A 15,893-nucleotide genomic window follows, 5' to 3' on the forward strand; every position below is an offset into this window, starting at 1 on the left:
GGTCTAATCCTGTGGTTGCGTCAACGCCGATCATCTACTGGTACTCAACCACCAGCGCAGCAAAAGCAGAAAAGTCACCGCTGGTTAACACCGCGGCGTTTTTTTTCACCGGTACCACCTGAATGACGGGCAGCGCAGGAAAGGTAAACGGCAGCCAGTTATTCAGTGCCAGGGCGTTTTCGCCATTTTTACCGCTTAATATCTGAATCGCCAAATCACGCTGGCTGGTCGCCAGCAAAGCAGAATTAAATGCGCTTCCGGTGCCACTGATTTGTACACGCATACTCTTATCGGGATTATTGCTACAGGTTAACGTCCAGGAGACAGGTTTTCTGTAGCTGTCGCCATTGATTTGGGAAATAACCACTGAACCAAACTCCACCATAATTGGCTTTTCGCCGTTAATCTGACATAACGGCGGCTCGATGAGTTTTCCACTGAAGTTAGCCTGCACGCTGAAAGCAGCCACTGCGCTATACTTCAGCATAGCGGGCAGCAATAGTGCCATTAACCACGTACGTTTCATTTATTGCAGTTCCACTACCAGTGTTGCCGCTGAAGTAAAACTTCCACCCGTTAAACTGCTGCTGTTATCTTTCACCGGGACGGCCGTAATAACCGGCAGCGCGGGATAAGTAAAGTTTACCCAGCTGGTATTAATATTTAACCTTTCAGCGTTAGACTTAAAAAAGGCAATACCTAAACCGCTGACTGATGCGCGTAACGCACCGCTATCAAAGCTGGCTGCATTCCCCTGTAGCTGGAGTTTAAGCGCATTAGAGGGAAGATTAGTGCAGAAAAGCGTAAATGACACAGGTTGCTGATACGCTTTCCCATCTATTTTATCGGTGCGCACATCGCCGAAATTAACACTGATCGGCATACCATTATTTATTTTACAGTCGGCAGGTACCATCACGTTACCGGAAATATTCACACTGAATGACGATGCCAGTGCATCGGATAAAAGCATCAGACACAAAAAAGTAAATATGAAATAACGCGCCATAAATTCCTACATGCAGAGAACGAGTTTGGCTTGCTACATGCATCAGAAAGCTTATGACTGAAAGGTTAAATTAAAGTTAAACAAAAAAGAAGTGAAGGACAGCCAGCGAATTATGAAAGTTGATTTCACATATCAGGGAAAAATTAATTCACAACGTTCACAGAATTCACGATTAATTTAATCGGAACAACAATGAGTTAAAAAACCCGGCCTGTTTCCAGACCGGGCTACGCTTATTCCACCGTAACCGATTTCGCCAGGTTACGCGGCTGGTCGACGTCGGTGCCTTTGATCAGCGCCACGTGGTAGGAGAGCAACTGCAGCGGCACGGTGTAGAAGATTGGGGCAATCATCTCTTCAACGTGCGGCAGCGGGATGATTTTCATGCCTTCGCTGTCGCTGAAACCGGCATCCTGGTCGGCAAACACGTACAGCAGGCCGCCGCGCGCGCGCACCTCTTCGATGTTGGATTTCAGCTTCTCCAGCAGTTCGTTGTTTGGTGCCACCACAATTACCGGCATATCGGCATCAATCAGCGCCAGCGGACCGTGCTTCAGTTCGCCCGCCGCATAGGCTTCGGCGTGGATGTAGGAGATCTCTTTCAGCTTCAGCGCCCCTTCCATGGCAATCGGATACTGATCGCCACGGCCAAGGAACAGCGCGTGATGCTTGTCAGAGAAGCCTTCGGCGAGATTCTCGATCACTTTATCCTGCGCCAGCATCTGTTCAATGCGGCTCGGCAACGCCTGCAGTGCATGAACAATCTCGTGCTCTGTTTCAGCGCGCATGCCGTGCAGACGGCCCAGCTTCGCCACCAGTATCAGCAGTACCGTCAGCTGGGTGGTGAACGCTTTGGTCGAGGCCACGCCGATTTCGGTGCCGGCTTTGGTCATGAGCGCCAGATCTGACTCACGCACCAGTGACGAACCCGCCACGTTGCAGATGGCCAGCGAACCGAGATAGCCCAGCTCTTTGGACAGGCGCAGCGCTGCCAGCGTATCGGCGGTTTCACCGGATTGCGACAGAGTGATTAGCAGGCTGTTTTTACGCACCGCCGATTTGCGATAGCGGAATTCGGAGGCGATTTCCACGTCACACGGGATGTTGGCCAGCGACTCAAACCAGTAACGCGACACCATGCCGGAGTTGTAGGAGGTGCCGCAGGCGATGATCTGAATGTGTTCCACCTGGCTCAGCAGCGTTTCCGCGTTAGCGCCCAGTTCGCTGAGATCAACAATGCCGTCATGAAAGCGGCCGGCCAGCGTGTTTTTGATGGCGTTCGGCTGTTCGTAGATCTCTTTCTGCATGTAATGGCGGTAAACGCCTTTGTCGCCGGCATCGTACTGCGCATTGGATTCGATCTCCGCGCGCTGTGCCTGGTTACCGTGGCGATCGATAATCGTCACTTCGCGGCGGGTAATTTCGGCAATATCCCCTTCTTCGAGGTAGATAAAGCGGCGGGTCACCGGCAGCAGCGCCAGCTGATCGGAAGCGATAAAGTTTTCGCCCACGCCGCGGCCAATCACCAGCGGGCTGCCGGAACGCGCAGCCACCAGCACCGACGGATCGCGGCTGTCCATGATCACCATGCCATACGCCCCGCGCAGCTGCGGGATCACCCGCAGTACCACTTCGCGCAGCGTACCGCCCTGTTTCTGCTCCCAGTGCACCAGGTGCGCCACCACTTCGGTGTCAGTTTCGGAGGCAAAGCGGTAACCGCGTGCGATCATCTGCTCACGCAGCGGTTCGTGGTTCTCAATGATGCCGTTGTGCACAATAATAATGTGCTCTGAGACGTGCGGATGCGCATTGGCTTCCGACGGCTCGCCGTGCGTCGCCCAGCGGGTGTGCGCGATGCCGGTTCCGCCAATCAGCGGCTGCTGTTCCGCCGCTTCTGCCAGATTGGCCACTTTACCCAGACGACGCAACCGCGTCATGTGGCCCTGGCGATCGACAACCGCCAGACCGGCAGAGTCATAACCGCGATACTCAAGACGACGCAGCCCTTCCAGCAGAATTTCTGCGATATCACGCTGCGCTACTGCACCAACAATTCCACACATAGTAATTTCCTGACGTCATGGCTTTCGGCCATTGCGTTGTCATCTGACCTGATTGTTCCCCGAGCCTTGTAGAGAGTGGGGGATATCCCTTCCTATTCCAGGTTGCAGGTGCGTTAGCTGCCTGAAAACCGGAATATGTCGGGTTTTTAATACCGGGCCGATCTTTGCCGGCCCTGACATTTATTTTTTCTTAACCGGACGCTGCCAGCCAGACTTCTGATTTTGCTCTTTGCGGTTATAGACCAGATCGGCAGCGGTAACGTCTTTCATCACCGTCGTGCCGGCGGCGATGGTGGCGCCCGCCGCCACGCTGACCGGAGCCACCAGCTGGGTGTCTGAGCCGACAAACACGTTGTCGCCGATAATGGTTTTAAACTTGTTGGCACCGTCGTAGTTGCAGGTGATGGTGCCGGCACCGATATTCACGCCCGCGCCAATCTCCGCATCCCCGAGATACGACAGATGGCCGGCCTTAGAGCCTTTACCCAGCGTCGCTTTCTTCATCTCGACAAAGTTGCCGACGTGCGCCTGTTCAGCCAGTTCGCTGCCCGGACGCAGGCGCGCAAACGGCCCGACGGTGCAGGCGGCGGCCAGCGTGGCATCTTCAATCACCGAATAAGGGCTGATTTCGCAGTCATCGGCAATCACGCTGTTTTTGATGATGCAGCCAGCGCCAATTTTTACCCGATGGCCCAGCGTGACGTTGCCTTCAATGATCACGTTGGTATCGATATCGACATCACGACCGTGCTGCAGCGTACCGCGCAGATCGAAGCGCGCCGGATCGCGCAGCATGACGCCAGCCAGCAGCAGCTTTTCTGCCTGCTCACGTTGATAAGTGCGCTCCAGAGTGGATAGCTGCAGACGATTGTTCACGCCGTCGGTTTCGCTGATACGCGCCGGGTGCACTGCGTTGATCACGCGGCCTTCCTGATGCGCCATGGCGATGATATCGGTGATGTAGAATTCGCCCTGCGCATTGTGGTTGTTGAGCTGCGCCAGCCAGCGCTTCAGGTCGGCACCGTTGGCAATCAGGATGCCGGTGTTGATCTCCTGAATCTTTAGCTGTTCGGCTGATGCATCTTTTTGCTCCACGATGCCGGTGATGGTGCCGTTTTCACGCACGATGCGTCCGTAGCCGGTGGGGTTATCCAGCACCACAGTGAGCAGCCCGATGCCGCCAGCGGGTTTCGCGTCGCGCAGACGCTGCAGGGTTTCTTCGGCGATCAGCGGGACATCGCCGTACAGCATCAGGATATCTTCGTCATCAGCGAAGAACGGTGCCGCCTGCTGCATGGCATGGCCGGTGCCGAGCTGTTCCGCCTGCAACACCCAGTTCAGCGGGTTATGCGCCAGTTTCTCCTGCAGCAATTCACCGCCGTGGCCGTAGACCAGATGCACCTGCTGTGCGCCGAGGCCGGTAGCGGCATCAATAACGTGTTGCACCATCGGTTTACCTGCCAGGCTGTGCAGCACCTTGGGCAGATCGGAATACATGCGGGTGCCTTTGCCAGCGGCGAGGATCACCACGCTCATTGCGCTTGTCGACATAACTATCCTGACTCAATTTAGCTTTCGAAAGTGTAAGGTTTACCCCTGAGATTACTACATTTTTCTCCGTGCGAAATTAGCGGAAGAGGATGAGCGGCGGCGAGTGGTCAGCACGGGTCGCCGGGGAGGGCATAAGGTAAGGGCGTTGTGCCATTTTCGGTCGCCATAAATGGCGCCCCTACGGGGTAATTGTGCGGTTTTGGACAGGTGCGTATTTATGCGCACCGACATTTGGTCGTCATGAATGACGCCCCTACGGGGTGATTGTGCGGTTTTGGACAGCGTGCGTATTTATGCGTACCGACATTTGGTCGCCATGAATGGCGCCCCTACGGGGTGATTGTGCGGTTTTGGACAGCATGCGCATTTATGCGTACCGACATTTGGTCGCCATGAATGATGTTCATACAAGGCATTAGCACAGCTATTCGTAGGGTGCGCATTTATACGCACCGGCAGATTCGTCGCCATAAATAGCGTTTATACAGGGCACCAGCACAGCTATTCGTAGGGTGCGCATTTATGCGCACCGGCAGCAGGCAAAAAAAATGCCAGCCCGGGGGCTGGCATTTCGTGACGCATAAAGCCTGATTACATCGCTTTTTTGGTCAGCTCGATGACGCGCAGTTTCGCGATAGCTTTCGCCAGCTCCGCAGAGGCCTGAGCATAGTCCACGTCGCCGTGGCTGCTGTTCATGTGCTCTTCTGCTTTACGTTTCGCTTCCAGCGCGCGCGCTTCGTCGAGGTCTTCACCGCGAATTGCAGTGTCGGCCAGAACGGTCGTGCTGCCCGGCTGTACTTCCAGCACGCCGCCAGAGAGGTAGATATACTCCTCTTCGCCGTGCTGTTTAACGATGCGAATCATACCAGGCTTGATGGCAGTCAGCAGCGGGGCGTGGCCCGGGTAAATACCCAGCTCACCTTCGCTACCTGACACCTGGATACGCTGCACCAGACCGGAGAACATTTGCTGCTCCGCGCTGACCACGTCCAGATGATAAGTCATAGCCATACCACTCCTCCTGGGAAACCGTTATTACAGTTTCTTCGCTTTTTCGACAGCTTCTTCGATCGCGCCGACCATGTAGAACGCCTGCTCTGGCAGGTGGTCGAATTCGCCTTCCATGATGCCTTTGAAGCCACGGATGGTGTCTTTCAGCGTCACGTATTTACCCGGAGAACCGGTGAAGACTTCTGCTACGAAGAACGGCTGAGACAGGAAGCGCTGAATCTTACGCGCACGTGCCACCAGCAGTTTGTCTTCTTCAGACAGCTCGTCCATGCCGAGGATGGCGATGATGTCTTTCAGCTCCTGGTAACGCTGCAGCAGCGACTGAACGCCACGCGCGACGTCGTAGTGCTCCTGACCGACGATCAGCGGATCCAGCTGACGGCTGGTAGAGTCCAGCGGGTCAACGGCCGGGTAGATACCCAGTGACGCGATCTGACGGCTCAGCGTAACGGTTGAGTCTAAGTGAGCAAAGGTGGTTGCTGGTGACGGGTCAGTCAGGTCATCCGCAGGAACGTAAACGGCCTGTACGGAGGTGATTGAACCGGTCTTGGTGGAGGTAATACGCTCCTGCAGCACACCCATCTCTTCAGCCAGCGTTGGCTGATAACCTACCGCCGATGGCATACGACCCAGCAGTGCAGAAACCTCTGTACCGGCCAGGGTGTAACGGTAGATGTTGTCGATGAACAGCAGAACGTCGCGGCCTTCATCACGGAATTTTTCCGCCATGGTCAGACCGGTCAGTGCCACACGCAGACGGTTACCCGGCGGCTCGTTCATCTGGCCATACACCAGCGCTACTTTATCGATAACGTTGGAGTCCGTCATTTCGTGGTAGAAGTCGTTACCCTCACGAGTACGCTCACCCACGCCGGCAAAGACCGAATAACCTGAGTGCTCAGCCGCGATGTTACGGATCAGCTCCATCATGTTTACGGTTTTACCCACACCCGCACCACCGAACAGACCGACTTTACCGCCCTTCGCGAACGGACACATCAGGTCGATAACCTTGATGCCGGTTTCCAGCAGTTCCTGAGAGTTTGACTGATCTTCATAAGAAGGCGCTGCGCGGTGAATAGAGGAAACCTCTACAGCGCTGCCGTCTTCTTCTTTCAGGTCGCCTTTCATGTCGATTGGCTCACCCAGCACGTTCATGATACGGCCGAGTGTTGCTTTACCAACCGGAACCTGGATAGGTTTTTTCAGGTCGGTGACTTCCAGACCGCGCTTCAGGCCGTCAGAAGAACCCATGGCGATGGTACGCACCACGCCACCGCCCAGCTGCTGCTGAACTTCCAGCACCAGACGAGCATCACCATTTTTTACCTCGAGAGCGCTGTATACCTGCGGTACCGCGTCCTGAGGGAATTCGACGTCAACTACGGCGCCGATAATCTGGACAATCTTTCCAGCTGCCATCTTGAATCCTCTACCTAATACGAGAATATCCGGCCGCGCTCGCGCGACGGGATATATGCCTGGTTAAACCGCGGAGGCTCCCGAGACGATCTCGGTAAGTTCCTGAGTGATGCTGGCCTGACGAGCTTTGTTGTACACCAACTGCAGCTCTTTGATCAGGTTTCCGCCGTTATCGGTTGCCGCTTTCATGGCCACCATACGTGCAGCCTGCTCACTGGCCAGGTTTTCCACCACACCCTGATAAACCTGCGATTCGACATAACGACGCAGCAGGGTATCCAGCAGCGCTTTCGGATCGGGTTCGTACAGGTAATCCCAGGTCTTCGCCTTCATCTCTTCTTCACCTTCCGCTGGCGGTAACGGCAGCAGTTGGGTAATGGTCGGAGTCTGAGACATGGTGTTATTAAACTTATTGCTGACGATATACAGCTTGTCGATGCGGCCTTCATCATAAGCCTGCAACATCACTTTTACCGGGCCGATCAGGTCGGACAGCGCAGGCTTATCGCCCATGCCGGTAACCTGAGCCACGACGTTGCCACCTACAGAGCCGAAGAAAGAAACGCCTTTGGAACCGATAATCGCCAGATCGCTCTGCACGCCTTTATCAGACCAGCCTTTCATTTCTGCCAGCAATTTTTTGAACAGGTTAACGTTCAAACCACCACAAAGCCCGCGGTCAGTCGAAACGACCAGGTAGCCGACGCGCTTAACGTCGCGCTCATCCAGGTAAGGGTGCTTGTATTCCAGATTACCCAGAGCAAGGTGACCAATCACTTTGCGCATGGTATCTGCATACGGACGGCTGGCCGCCATGCGTTCCTGCGTTTTACGCATTTTGGAGGCGGCGACCATTTCCATCGCTTTGGTGATCTTCTGCGTGTTTTTCACGCTTCCGATCTTGGTACGTATTTCTTTTGCGCCGGCCATTAGCTTCTCCTCAAAGCCTTGCGGCCTGCCTTTTCAGACAAGCCGCCAGACATTACCAGGACTGGGTTGCTTTAAACGTTTCGAGGAGGCCTTTCAGCTTCTCTTCGATTTCGTTGTTGTAGTTACCCGCCTGGTTGATTTCAGCCATCAGCTCCGCGTGTTCGCGATCGGCGAACGCCAGCAGAGCGGCTTCGAAGCTGCCGATTTTCGCCAGTTCAACGTCGTTCAGGAAGCCGCGCTCGGCAGCGAACAGTACCAGACCCTGTTGTGCAACAGACATCGGTGCATACTGTTTCTGCTTCAGCAGCTCGGTCACTTTCTGACCGTGGCTCAGCTGTTTGCGCGTTGCATCGTCCAGATCGGAAGCGAACTGAGAGAACGCTGCCAGTTCACGATACTGTGCCAGCGCGGTACGAATACCACCGGACAGTTTCTTGATGATCTTGGTCTGTGCAGCACCACCAACACGGGATACCGAAATACCCGGGTTAACGGCTGGACGGATACCGGAGTTGAACAGGTTCGATTCCAGGAAGATCTGACCATCGGTAATCGAAATTACGTTGGTCGGAACGAACGCAGAAACGTCACCCGCCTGGGTTTCGATGATCGGCAGCGCGGTCAGAGAACCGGTCTGGCCTTTCACTTCACCGTTGGTGAAACGCTCAACGTAGTCAGCGCTAACGCGTGATGCACGCTCCAGCAGACGAGAGTGGAGGTAGAACACGTCGCCCGGGAATGCTTCACGACCCGGCGGACGGCGCAGCAGCAGAGAAATCTGACGGTAAGCAACAGCCTGCTTAGACAGGTCATCATAAACGATCAGCGCATCTTCACCGCGGTCACGGAAGTATTCACCCATCGCGCAACCGGCATACGGAGCCAGGTACTGCAGCGCAGCGGATTCAGAAGCGGAAGCGACAACCACGATGGTGTTAGACAGCGCACCGTGCTCTTCCAGCTTACGTACCACGTTAGAGATGGTAGAGGCTTTCTGACCGATCGCGACGTAGACACACTTGATGCCAGAATCGCGCTGGTTGATGATGGCGTCGATGGCCATCGCAGTTTTACCGGTCTGACGGTCACCGATGATCAGCTCACGCTGGCCACGGCCGATTGGAATCATCGCATCGACAGATTTGTAACCGGTCTGAACAGGCTGGTCGACTGACTGACGGTCGATAACGCCTGGTGCAATCACTTCAACCGGTGAGAAGCCATCGTTGTCGATAGCGCCTTTACCGTCGATCGGTGCACCCAGGGTGTTAACCACGCGGCCCAGCAGGCCACGGCCAACCGGCACTTCCAGGATACGGCCAGTACACTTCACCTTCATGCCTTCGGCGAGGTCAGCGTACGGACCCATCACTACTGCACCTACAGAGTCACGCTCGAGGTTCAGTGCGATAGCGTAACGGTTGCCCGGCAGAGCAATCATCTCACCCTGCATTACATCGGCCAGGCCGTGTACGCGGATGATACCGTCACTTACAGAAACAATAGTACCTTCGTTGTGAGCTTCGCTCACGACATTGAACTGAGCAATGCGCTGCTTGATCAGTTCGCTGATTTCGGTGGAATTCAGTTGCATATGCTCCAGTCCCCTTAAGACTGCAAGACGTCTGCCAGACGGTCAAGACGGCCGCGCACGCTGCCATCAATCACCAGGTCACCCGCACGGATAACCACACCTGCCATTACAGACTTATCAATTTTGCAATTCAGCTTAACTTTGCGTGACAGACGTTTTTCCATCGCGGCGCTGATTTTACTCAGCTGGCTGTCACTCAGCGCACTGGCGGAGATCACATCAACTTCGGCTGTCGCTTCATAAGCGTCACGCAGTTGAATGAACTGTTCCAGTACCGCTGGAAGCGCTGTCAAACGTCCGTTCTCCGCCATAACCTTAATCAGGTTCTGAGCGTGTTCATCAAGTTGATCACCACAGACTGCGTTGAAAGAAGCAGACAAGGCTTCCGGTGCCAATGCACCGGAAAGGAGTTCTGCCATCTGTTCGTTGCGAGCCACTTCTGCGGCAAACGCCAGCATGGTCTGCCAGCGGTCGATACTTTGATGCTCAACAGCAAAGTCAAAAGCTGCTTTGGCGTAGGGGCGAGCTACAGTAATCAGATCAGACATCAGCCCCTCCCTCCTTACAGTTCAGCGACCAGTTTATCAACGATGTCGCTGTTAGCAGCTTCATCCACGGAACGTTCGATGATCTTCTCGGCGCCAGCTAAGGCCAGCAGCGCGACTTGCTTACGCAGCTCTTCACGTGCACGTGAGCGCTCGGCTTCGATTTCTGCCTGCGCCTGAGACACGATGCGGTTACGTTCAGTCTCAGCTTCAGTTTTTGCTTCGTCCAGAATCTGGGCACGGCGTTTGTTCGCCTGCTCGATAATGACCTGAGCTTCTTCTTTGGCTTTTTTCAGCTGGTCGGTCGCATTGGCCTGCGCGAGATCCAAATCTTTCTTCGCGCGTTCAGCAGAAGCAAGGCCTTCAGCAATTTCTTTCTGGCGCTTTTCGATGGCAGCCATAATCGGCGGCCATACGTACTTCATGCAGAACGCGACAAACAGGATGAACGCGATGGCCTGGCCGAGGATTGTTGCATTAATGTTCACAGCACAATGCCTCTTATTAAGTTAACTTGCTCTGCCGCTATCAGCGATAAACGGCAGAATCCGTTCCTCATCACACTGCGTGCCATGAGTGAACCACGGCTACAGGCTTTAGGCGACAGCAAACATCACGTAGAGACCCAGACCAACAGCGATCATTGGGATTGCATCCACCAGACCCATTACAACAAAGAACTGCGTACGCAGCAGAGGAATCAGATCCGGCTGACGCGCTGCGCCTTCCAGGAATTTACCTCCGAGGATGCCGATACCGATCGCAGCACCGATTGCCGCCAGACCCATCATCACAGCGGCAGCCATGTACAGCAGATCCATATTCAGGTTTTCCATGACAGTCTCCAGTTTGTTTCAGTTAAAAGCTAAGTTGTTGAGATAAAAATCAATGCTCTTCAGATGCCATCGACAGATAGACAATCGTGAGGACCATGAAAATGAAAGCCTGCAGCGAAATAATCAGGATGTGGAAAATGGCCCATGGCACATTCAGCACCCACTGCGACCACCACGGCAGCAGACCGGCAATCAGGATAAAGATCAGCTCACCCGCATACATGTTGCCGAACAGTCGCAGACCGAGCGAAACCGGTTTAGACAGCAGGCTAACACCTTCAAGAATCAGGTTGATGGGGATGAAGATCGGGTGATTAAAAGGCTGCAGCGTCAGCTCTTTGGCGAAGCCACCTACACCTTTCATTTTGATGCTGTAGAACAGAATCAAAATAAATACGCCCAGCGCCATAGACAGCGTGATGTTCACGTCTGCAGACGGCACGACGCGCAGCGCCGGCAGGCCCAGATAGTGCTCGCCGATAAACGGCAGCAAATCGATAGGCAGCAGATCCATGAAGTTCATCAGGAAGACCCAGACGAAAATCGTCAGAGCCAGCGGGGCGATAACTTTACTCTTACCGTGGTACATGTCGCGGACGTTGCTATCAACAAAGCCAACGACCAGCTCGATAGCCGCCTGCATTTTCCCTGGCACACCGCTGGTGGCGCTTTTCGCCACTTTACGGAACAGCACCAGGAACACCAGTCCCAGTACAACAGAGAAAAACATGGAGTCCAGGTTTAACGTCCAGAACGTTGCTGGCGCGTCGTGTGCATTCACCAGCTCGAAAGTACGCAGGTCCATCTGAAGATGTGTCAGATGATGACCTATGTATTCCTGCGGCGTTGAGATCTCTCCTGCGGCCATGATGCCTCTTACCCTTTGTTGTTAATTACAGCCGGCGCGACGATTTGTACCACCAGCACCGATAACCAGGTGATTGCGAGTGGCCAGAAGACCGCTCCAAATCCACCTAACGCCACAACGAGAAAAACAACGGTGGCAAACACCTTGAGCACTTCACCAAAGGCGAAGCTCCAGGCGACACGCCCTTTTGCCGGAGTTTGATCCTGCAGGCGCCAGGCTAAAAACATAAACAGTACGTTTGGCAGCCAGGCTGCCGCACCACCCGCGATGGCAGAGGCGCCCCAGGTGACATCTTTCAGGGCAAACAGCGCACCGATTACGACAAAGGTCACCAGCTGGATCACCAGCACGGTTCGGGCTAATTTCACACTGTAAAGAGACACTGACATGACGCTTAACTCTCCTGCCCCGAACGGGGTATGTCGCGTGTCGTATAAGACTGCCTTTACTCTTTTGAGTCAAGCAGCAAAAGCCGTGCAAATTATACGGGCCGCACCTGCGATTTCAATCGGTAAGTAGCGAAAAGGTGAACAATTATTTAAATTTCTTTCTGGAGGGCTATTTTTCAAAACATCCGCTTCGGCCTGCCTGACGAAACAGGCTTGAAATTGCCCGGCAGACTTGCTTTTAAAGCGTGCTTCAGATCACATTATAAGCACCCCCGGCAGCGATAATTTGCTTTTTAACCCCTGCCGCGCAATTAATGAAACCCGTAATTTACTTTTCTATCAGTAAGATAGAATTATTGCTCCAGGATTAGCGCCAGATTTTCGATAAAAACACTCTATTGACATCACCCACCGCAATAAAAACGTAAAACTGATATTACGTCCGCCGATTTATTGCAGAGTTATATTTTCCGCCGTGACTATTCGGCACAGTAAATACAGCGGTTAAAGTGATGTAACTGATAATGAAATGTGAATTATTCGTTAAATGTAACAGAGGTTTTCGGATAATTTCCGCGGCGGATGTTAACCCGCTTCCCCTGCCCTGTTGAATAAAAGCGTTTATCGTGACGCGTTCAACCGCTGTTTTTTTAGCCGGCTGCTGCGCTAAGCCAAACGGCATGAATCGCGATAAATCCACACCGTTTGTGCGACTATTGCCGCCTGATCACCACCAGATGACGCTCACCTTCCAGTTCCGGCACCCGCAGTGGCTCAATTTTTTCGATGGCGAAGCCGGCAGGCAGCGCGGCAATTTCGTCATCCGGCCTGACGCCTTTCAGCGCATAGAAGTGGCCTGTCGCGCCCGGCAGATGGTGACACCAGTTCAGCATGTCCTCCAGCGACGCAAAGGCGCGGCTGATCACCCCGTCAAACGGTGGCTCAGCAGGAAACTCTTCCACCCGGCTCTGCACCGGCGTGACGTTAGTGAGTCCTAACTCATGTTGCACCTGACGCAGGAAACGCACGCGTTTCCCGAGGCTGTCCAGCAGCGTAAAGTGCGCCTGCGGGCGGACAATCGCCAGCGGGATCCCCGGCAGGCCCGGTCCGGTACCGACATCAATAAAGCGCTCACCCTGCAGGTGGGGTTCTACCACGATGCTGTCGAGAATGTGGCGCACCAGCATCTGCTGCGGATCGCGCACCGAGGTCAGGTTGTAGGCTTTATTCCACTTGTGCAGCAGTTCGACATAACCCACCAGCTGCTGTTTTTGCTGATCGGAGAGGGAAATGTTTGCCGCTTGCAGCAGCCGGGAGAGTTTATTAATCACGACGAGAATTCCATTAACAGGGGCGAGCGTGCCCGCCCCGGGGGTCGATCAGGCGCTTTTACGCAGCAGGCCCTGTTTTTTCAGGTAAATCAGCAGAATTGAAATTGCCGCCGGCGTGATGCCGGAAATACGCGATGCCTGGCCAATGGAGGTCGGTTTGTGGTCGTTGAGTTTGGCGATCACTTCATTCGACAGTCCATTCACCTGGCGATAGTCGAGGTCGGCCGGGAGTAAGGTGTTTTCATTGCGCTGCTGGCGATCGATCTCCTCCTGCTGACGCGCGATGTAACCTTCATACTTCACCTGAATCTCTACCTGCTCTGCGGCCTGCTCATCCGCCAGCGCCGGACCGTAGCTCGGCAGCGACATCAGCAGTTCGTAGGTCATCTCCGGACGACGCAGCAGATCTTCCGCGCTGGCCTCTTTGGTGAGCGGCGCGCTGATTACCGTGTTCACTTCGCTGACGTTTTCAGACTTCGGATGCACCCACAGGTCACGCAGACGCTGACGCTCCTGCTCAATCGCTTCCAGCTTCTGGTTATAACGAGCCCAGCGCGCGTCGTCGACCAGGCCGAGTTCACGTCCGGTTTCGGTCAGGCGCAGATCGGCGTTATCTTCACGCAGCATCAGACGATACTCGGCGCGCGAAGTAAACATGCGATACGGCTCTTTAGTGCCCAGCGTACACAGATCGTCGACCAGCACGCCAAGATAGGCCTGATCGCGACGCGGCGCCCAGCCCTCTTTGTCCGCAGACTGACGCGCAGCGTTAAGGCCGGCCAGCAGCCCCTGCGCCGCGGCTTCTTCATAACCGGTGGTGCCGTTGATCTGGCCGGCAAAGAACAGGCCGTGGATAAATTTACTCTCCAGCGTCGGCTTGAGATCGCGCGGATCGAAGAAGTCATACTCGATGGCGTAGCCCGGACGCACGATCTTCGCGTTCTCCAGACCTTTCATCGAGCGCACGATCTGCATCTGCACATCAAACGGCAGGCTGGTGGAGATACCGTTCGGGTAGATTTCGTTGCTGGTCAGCCCTTCCGGCTCAAGGAAAATCTGATGCGCGTTACGATCGGCAAAGCGCATCACTTTGTCTTCGATCGACGGGCAGTAGCGTGGCCCGATCCCCTCGATGATCCCGGCATACATCGGGCTGCGATCGAGGTTATTGCGGATCACTTCATGTGTCTGCTCGTTGGTGTGGGTGATCCAGCACGGCACCTGCTGCGGATGCTGTCCGGCATGGCCCATAAACGAGAACACCGGCATCGGGTCATCTCCGTGCTGCGGCGTGAGCACCGAAAAGTCGATGGTTCGGGCATCGATACGCGGTGGCGTACCGGTTTTCAGGCGGTTTACGCGCAGCGGCAGCGCACGCAGACGTTTAGCCAGCGGAATCGACGGCGGATCGCCTGCCCGGCCACCGCTGTAGTTATCGAGGCCGATGTGGATTTTGCCGTCCAGGAAGGTGCCCACCGTCAGAACGACGGTTTTCGCCCGGAACTTCAGGCCCATCTGGGTTACGGCGCCGACAACGCGATCGTTCTCCACAATCAGATCATCAACCGCCTGCTGGAAGATCATCAGGTTCGGCTGGTTTTCCAGCGCAGTGCGTACCGCCTGGCGATACAGTACCCGGTCTGCCTGTGCACGCGTGGCACGCACCGCCGGGCCTTTGCTGGCGTTTAGTATCCTAAACTGAATACCGGCCTGATCGATCGCGCTGGCCATCAAACCGCCTAAGGCATCCACTTCCTTAACCAGGTGTCCTTTCCCGATGCCACCGATCGCCGGGTTACAGGACATTTGTCCCAGCGTATCAATATTATGGGTGAGTAACAGGGTTTGCTGACCCATTCGGGCAGCGGCCATGGCGGCTTCTGTGCCCGCATGACCACCACCGATTACGATGACGTCAAAAGGATCTGGATAAAACATGAAGTGGGTCCTCGTTAGTGTTCGGACAGGGATCGTTGCCCTGGGCGGTGGATTCTACTGAAATTCTGTTCAGGGCGAAAGTCGCGGGATCCTGCGGTTTAAAAGAAAGGATCTTAAGTCTTTTATATGATCTCTCTGTTAGATCTCTTATTAGGATCGCCCCTGGCTGTTGATAACCCGGAAAAGCGCTGTGGCAACAGGGGATTAGCGAGGATCGTTTACTGTGAATGATCGGTGATCCTGATCCGTATAAGCTGAGATCAACTTTGCTACTTATGCACAGCGTAAAAAAACATCAGCGGTTGTTCTTTGGATAACTACTGGTTATACGCATGAAATAACGGATCTTATCCACAGAGCGACGCAGGTAAAAGGCGATAAAACAGCGGAATCAACTGGGGATCGA

Annotated in this window: 15 protein-coding genes; all 15 read right to left on the minus strand. The window is 54.5% G+C overall.

The features are described from left to right. Positions 1-34: 34 nt before the first annotated feature. The 15 genes from KOL70_RS12340 to mnmG all read right to left on the minus strand — a co-directional run bounded on the left by KOL70_RS12340 (position 35) and on the right by mnmG (position 15,487). Positions 35-526 (minus strand): fimbrial protein, encoded by a 492-nt coding sequence (locus KOL70_RS12340; protein ID WP_072209746.1) that lies wholly within the window; start codon positions 524-526, stop codon positions 35-37. Then, positions 527-1,009: a fimbrial protein gene (locus KOL70_RS12345; RefSeq protein WP_215480724.1), complete on the minus strand. Its 483-nt coding sequence runs from the start codon at positions 1,007-1,009 to the stop codon at positions 527-529. Positions 1,010-1,242: 233 nt separating this feature from the next. Continuing rightward, a complete protein-coding gene (glmS, locus tag KOL70_RS12350; RefSeq protein ID WP_215480725.1) occupies positions 1,243-3,072 on the minus strand; it encodes a glutamine--fructose-6-phosphate transaminase (isomerizing) in 1,830 nt (609 codons plus the stop codon). Positions 3,073-3,252: 180 nt separating this feature from the next. Then, positions 3,253-4,623, minus strand: a complete 1,371-nt coding sequence (gene glmU, locus KOL70_RS12355) for a bifunctional UDP-N-acetylglucosamine diphosphorylase/glucosamine-1-phosphate N-acetyltransferase GlmU (RefSeq protein ID WP_215480726.1) — start codon at positions 4,621-4,623, stop codon at positions 3,253-3,255. Between the two features lie 591 nt (positions 4,624-5,214). Next, positions 5,215-5,634, minus strand: a complete 420-nt coding sequence (locus KOL70_RS12360; protein WP_021508191.1) for a F0F1 ATP synthase subunit epsilon — start codon at positions 5,632-5,634, stop codon at positions 5,215-5,217. A gap of 24 nt (positions 5,635-5,658) precedes the next feature. Then, on the minus strand, positions 5,659-7,056 hold the full coding sequence (gene atpD / locus KOL70_RS12365) for a F0F1 ATP synthase subunit beta (protein WP_021508190.1): 1,398 nt from the start codon (positions 7,054-7,056) through the stop codon (positions 5,659-5,661). 63 nt (positions 7,057-7,119) lie between these two features. Next, positions 7,120-7,986, minus strand: coding sequence for a F0F1 ATP synthase subunit gamma (gene atpG / locus KOL70_RS12370; RefSeq protein WP_021508189.1), 867 nt, complete (start codon positions 7,984-7,986; stop codon positions 7,120-7,122). A 52-nt stretch (positions 7,987-8,038) separates the two neighbouring features. Further along, positions 8,039-9,580 (minus strand): F0F1 ATP synthase subunit alpha, encoded by a 1,542-nt coding sequence (atpA, locus tag KOL70_RS12375; protein WP_021508188.1) that lies wholly within the window; start codon positions 9,578-9,580, stop codon positions 8,039-8,041. 14 nt (positions 9,581-9,594) lie between these two features. Then, entirely contained in the window at positions 9,595-10,128 is a 534-nt protein-coding gene (atpH, locus tag KOL70_RS12380) for a F0F1 ATP synthase subunit delta (protein WP_021508187.1), read from the minus strand. 14 nt (positions 10,129-10,142) lie between these two features. Continuing rightward, a complete protein-coding gene (gene atpF / locus KOL70_RS12385; protein WP_021313757.1) occupies positions 10,143-10,613 on the minus strand; it encodes a F0F1 ATP synthase subunit B in 471 nt (156 codons plus the stop codon). A 108-nt stretch (positions 10,614-10,721) separates the two neighbouring features. Further along, positions 10,722-10,961: a F0F1 ATP synthase subunit C gene (atpE, locus tag KOL70_RS12390; RefSeq protein ID WP_003849523.1), complete on the minus strand. Its 240-nt coding sequence runs from the start codon at positions 10,959-10,961 to the stop codon at positions 10,722-10,724. A gap of 49 nt (positions 10,962-11,010) precedes the next feature. Continuing rightward, positions 11,011-11,829 (minus strand): F0F1 ATP synthase subunit A, encoded by an 819-nt coding sequence (gene atpB / locus KOL70_RS12395; RefSeq protein ID WP_031279833.1) that lies wholly within the window; start codon positions 11,827-11,829, stop codon positions 11,011-11,013. A gap of 8 nt (positions 11,830-11,837) precedes the next feature. Further along, complete coding sequence (atpI, locus tag KOL70_RS12400; protein WP_021508185.1) at positions 11,838-12,218, minus strand: F0F1 ATP synthase subunit I; 381 nt, start codon at positions 12,216-12,218, stop codon at positions 11,838-11,840. Positions 12,219-12,931: 713 nt separating this feature from the next. Next, on the minus strand, positions 12,932-13,549 hold the full coding sequence (gene rsmG, locus KOL70_RS12405) for a 16S rRNA (guanine(527)-N(7))-methyltransferase RsmG (RefSeq protein ID WP_058758219.1): 618 nt from the start codon (positions 13,547-13,549) through the stop codon (positions 12,932-12,934). A gap of 48 nt (positions 13,550-13,597) precedes the next feature. Continuing rightward, positions 13,598-15,487 carry a tRNA uridine-5-carboxymethylaminomethyl(34) synthesis enzyme MnmG gene (gene mnmG / locus KOL70_RS12410; RefSeq protein WP_021508183.1) on the minus strand — a complete coding sequence of 630 codons (1,890 nt, stop codon included), beginning with the start codon at positions 15,485-15,487 and terminating at the stop codon, positions 13,598-13,600. Positions 15,488-15,893 lie beyond the last annotated feature (406 nt).

It is taken from the genome of Pantoea sp. B270, from assembly GCF_018726825.1.
GTDB lineage: Bacteria > Pseudomonadota > Gammaproteobacteria > Enterobacterales > Enterobacteriaceae > Pantoea > Pantoea dispersa.

Coding starts and splice junctions, on each gene's coding strand:
- glmU (WP_215480726.1), bottom strand. CDS start 4,623: ATGTCGACAAGCGCAATGAGCGTGGTGATCCTCGCCGCTGGCAAAGGC.
- atpA (WP_021508188.1), bottom strand. CDS start 9,580: ATGCAACTGAATTCCACCGAAATCAGCGAACTGATCAAGCAGCGCATT.
- atpD (WP_021508190.1), bottom strand. CDS start 7,056: ATGGCAGCTGGAAAGATTGTCCAGATTATCGGCGCCGTAGTTGACGTC.
- atpI (WP_021508185.1), bottom strand. CDS start 12,218: ATGTCAGTGTCTCTTTACAGTGTGAAATTAGCCCGAACCGTGCTGGTG.
- glmS (WP_215480725.1), bottom strand. CDS start 3,072: ATGTGTGGAATTGTTGGTGCAGTAGCGCAGCGTGATATCGCAGAAATT.
- KOL70_RS12340 (WP_072209746.1), bottom strand. CDS start 526: ATGAAACGTACGTGGTTAATGGCACTATTGCTGCCCGCTATGCTGAAG.
- mnmG (WP_021508183.1), bottom strand. CDS start 15,487: ATGTTTTATCCAGATCCTTTTGACGTCATCGTAATCGGTGGTGGTCAT.
- atpB (WP_031279833.1), bottom strand. CDS start 11,829: ATGGCCGCAGGAGAGATCTCAACGCCGCAGGAATACATAGGTCATCAT.
- atpE (WP_003849523.1), bottom strand. CDS start 10,961: ATGGAAAACCTGAATATGGATCTGCTGTACATGGCTGCCGCTGTGATG.
- KOL70_RS12345 (WP_215480724.1), bottom strand. CDS start 1,009: ATGGCGCGTTATTTCATATTTACTTTTTTGTGTCTGATGCTTTTATCC.
- atpG (WP_021508189.1), bottom strand. CDS start 7,986: ATGGCCGGCGCAAAAGAAATACGTACCAAGATCGGAAGCGTGAAAAAC.
- KOL70_RS12360 (WP_021508191.1), bottom strand. CDS start 5,634: ATGGCTATGACTTATCATCTGGACGTGGTCAGCGCGGAGCAGCAAATG.
- atpH (WP_021508187.1), bottom strand. CDS start 10,128: ATGTCTGATCTGATTACTGTAGCTCGCCCCTACGCCAAAGCAGCTTTT.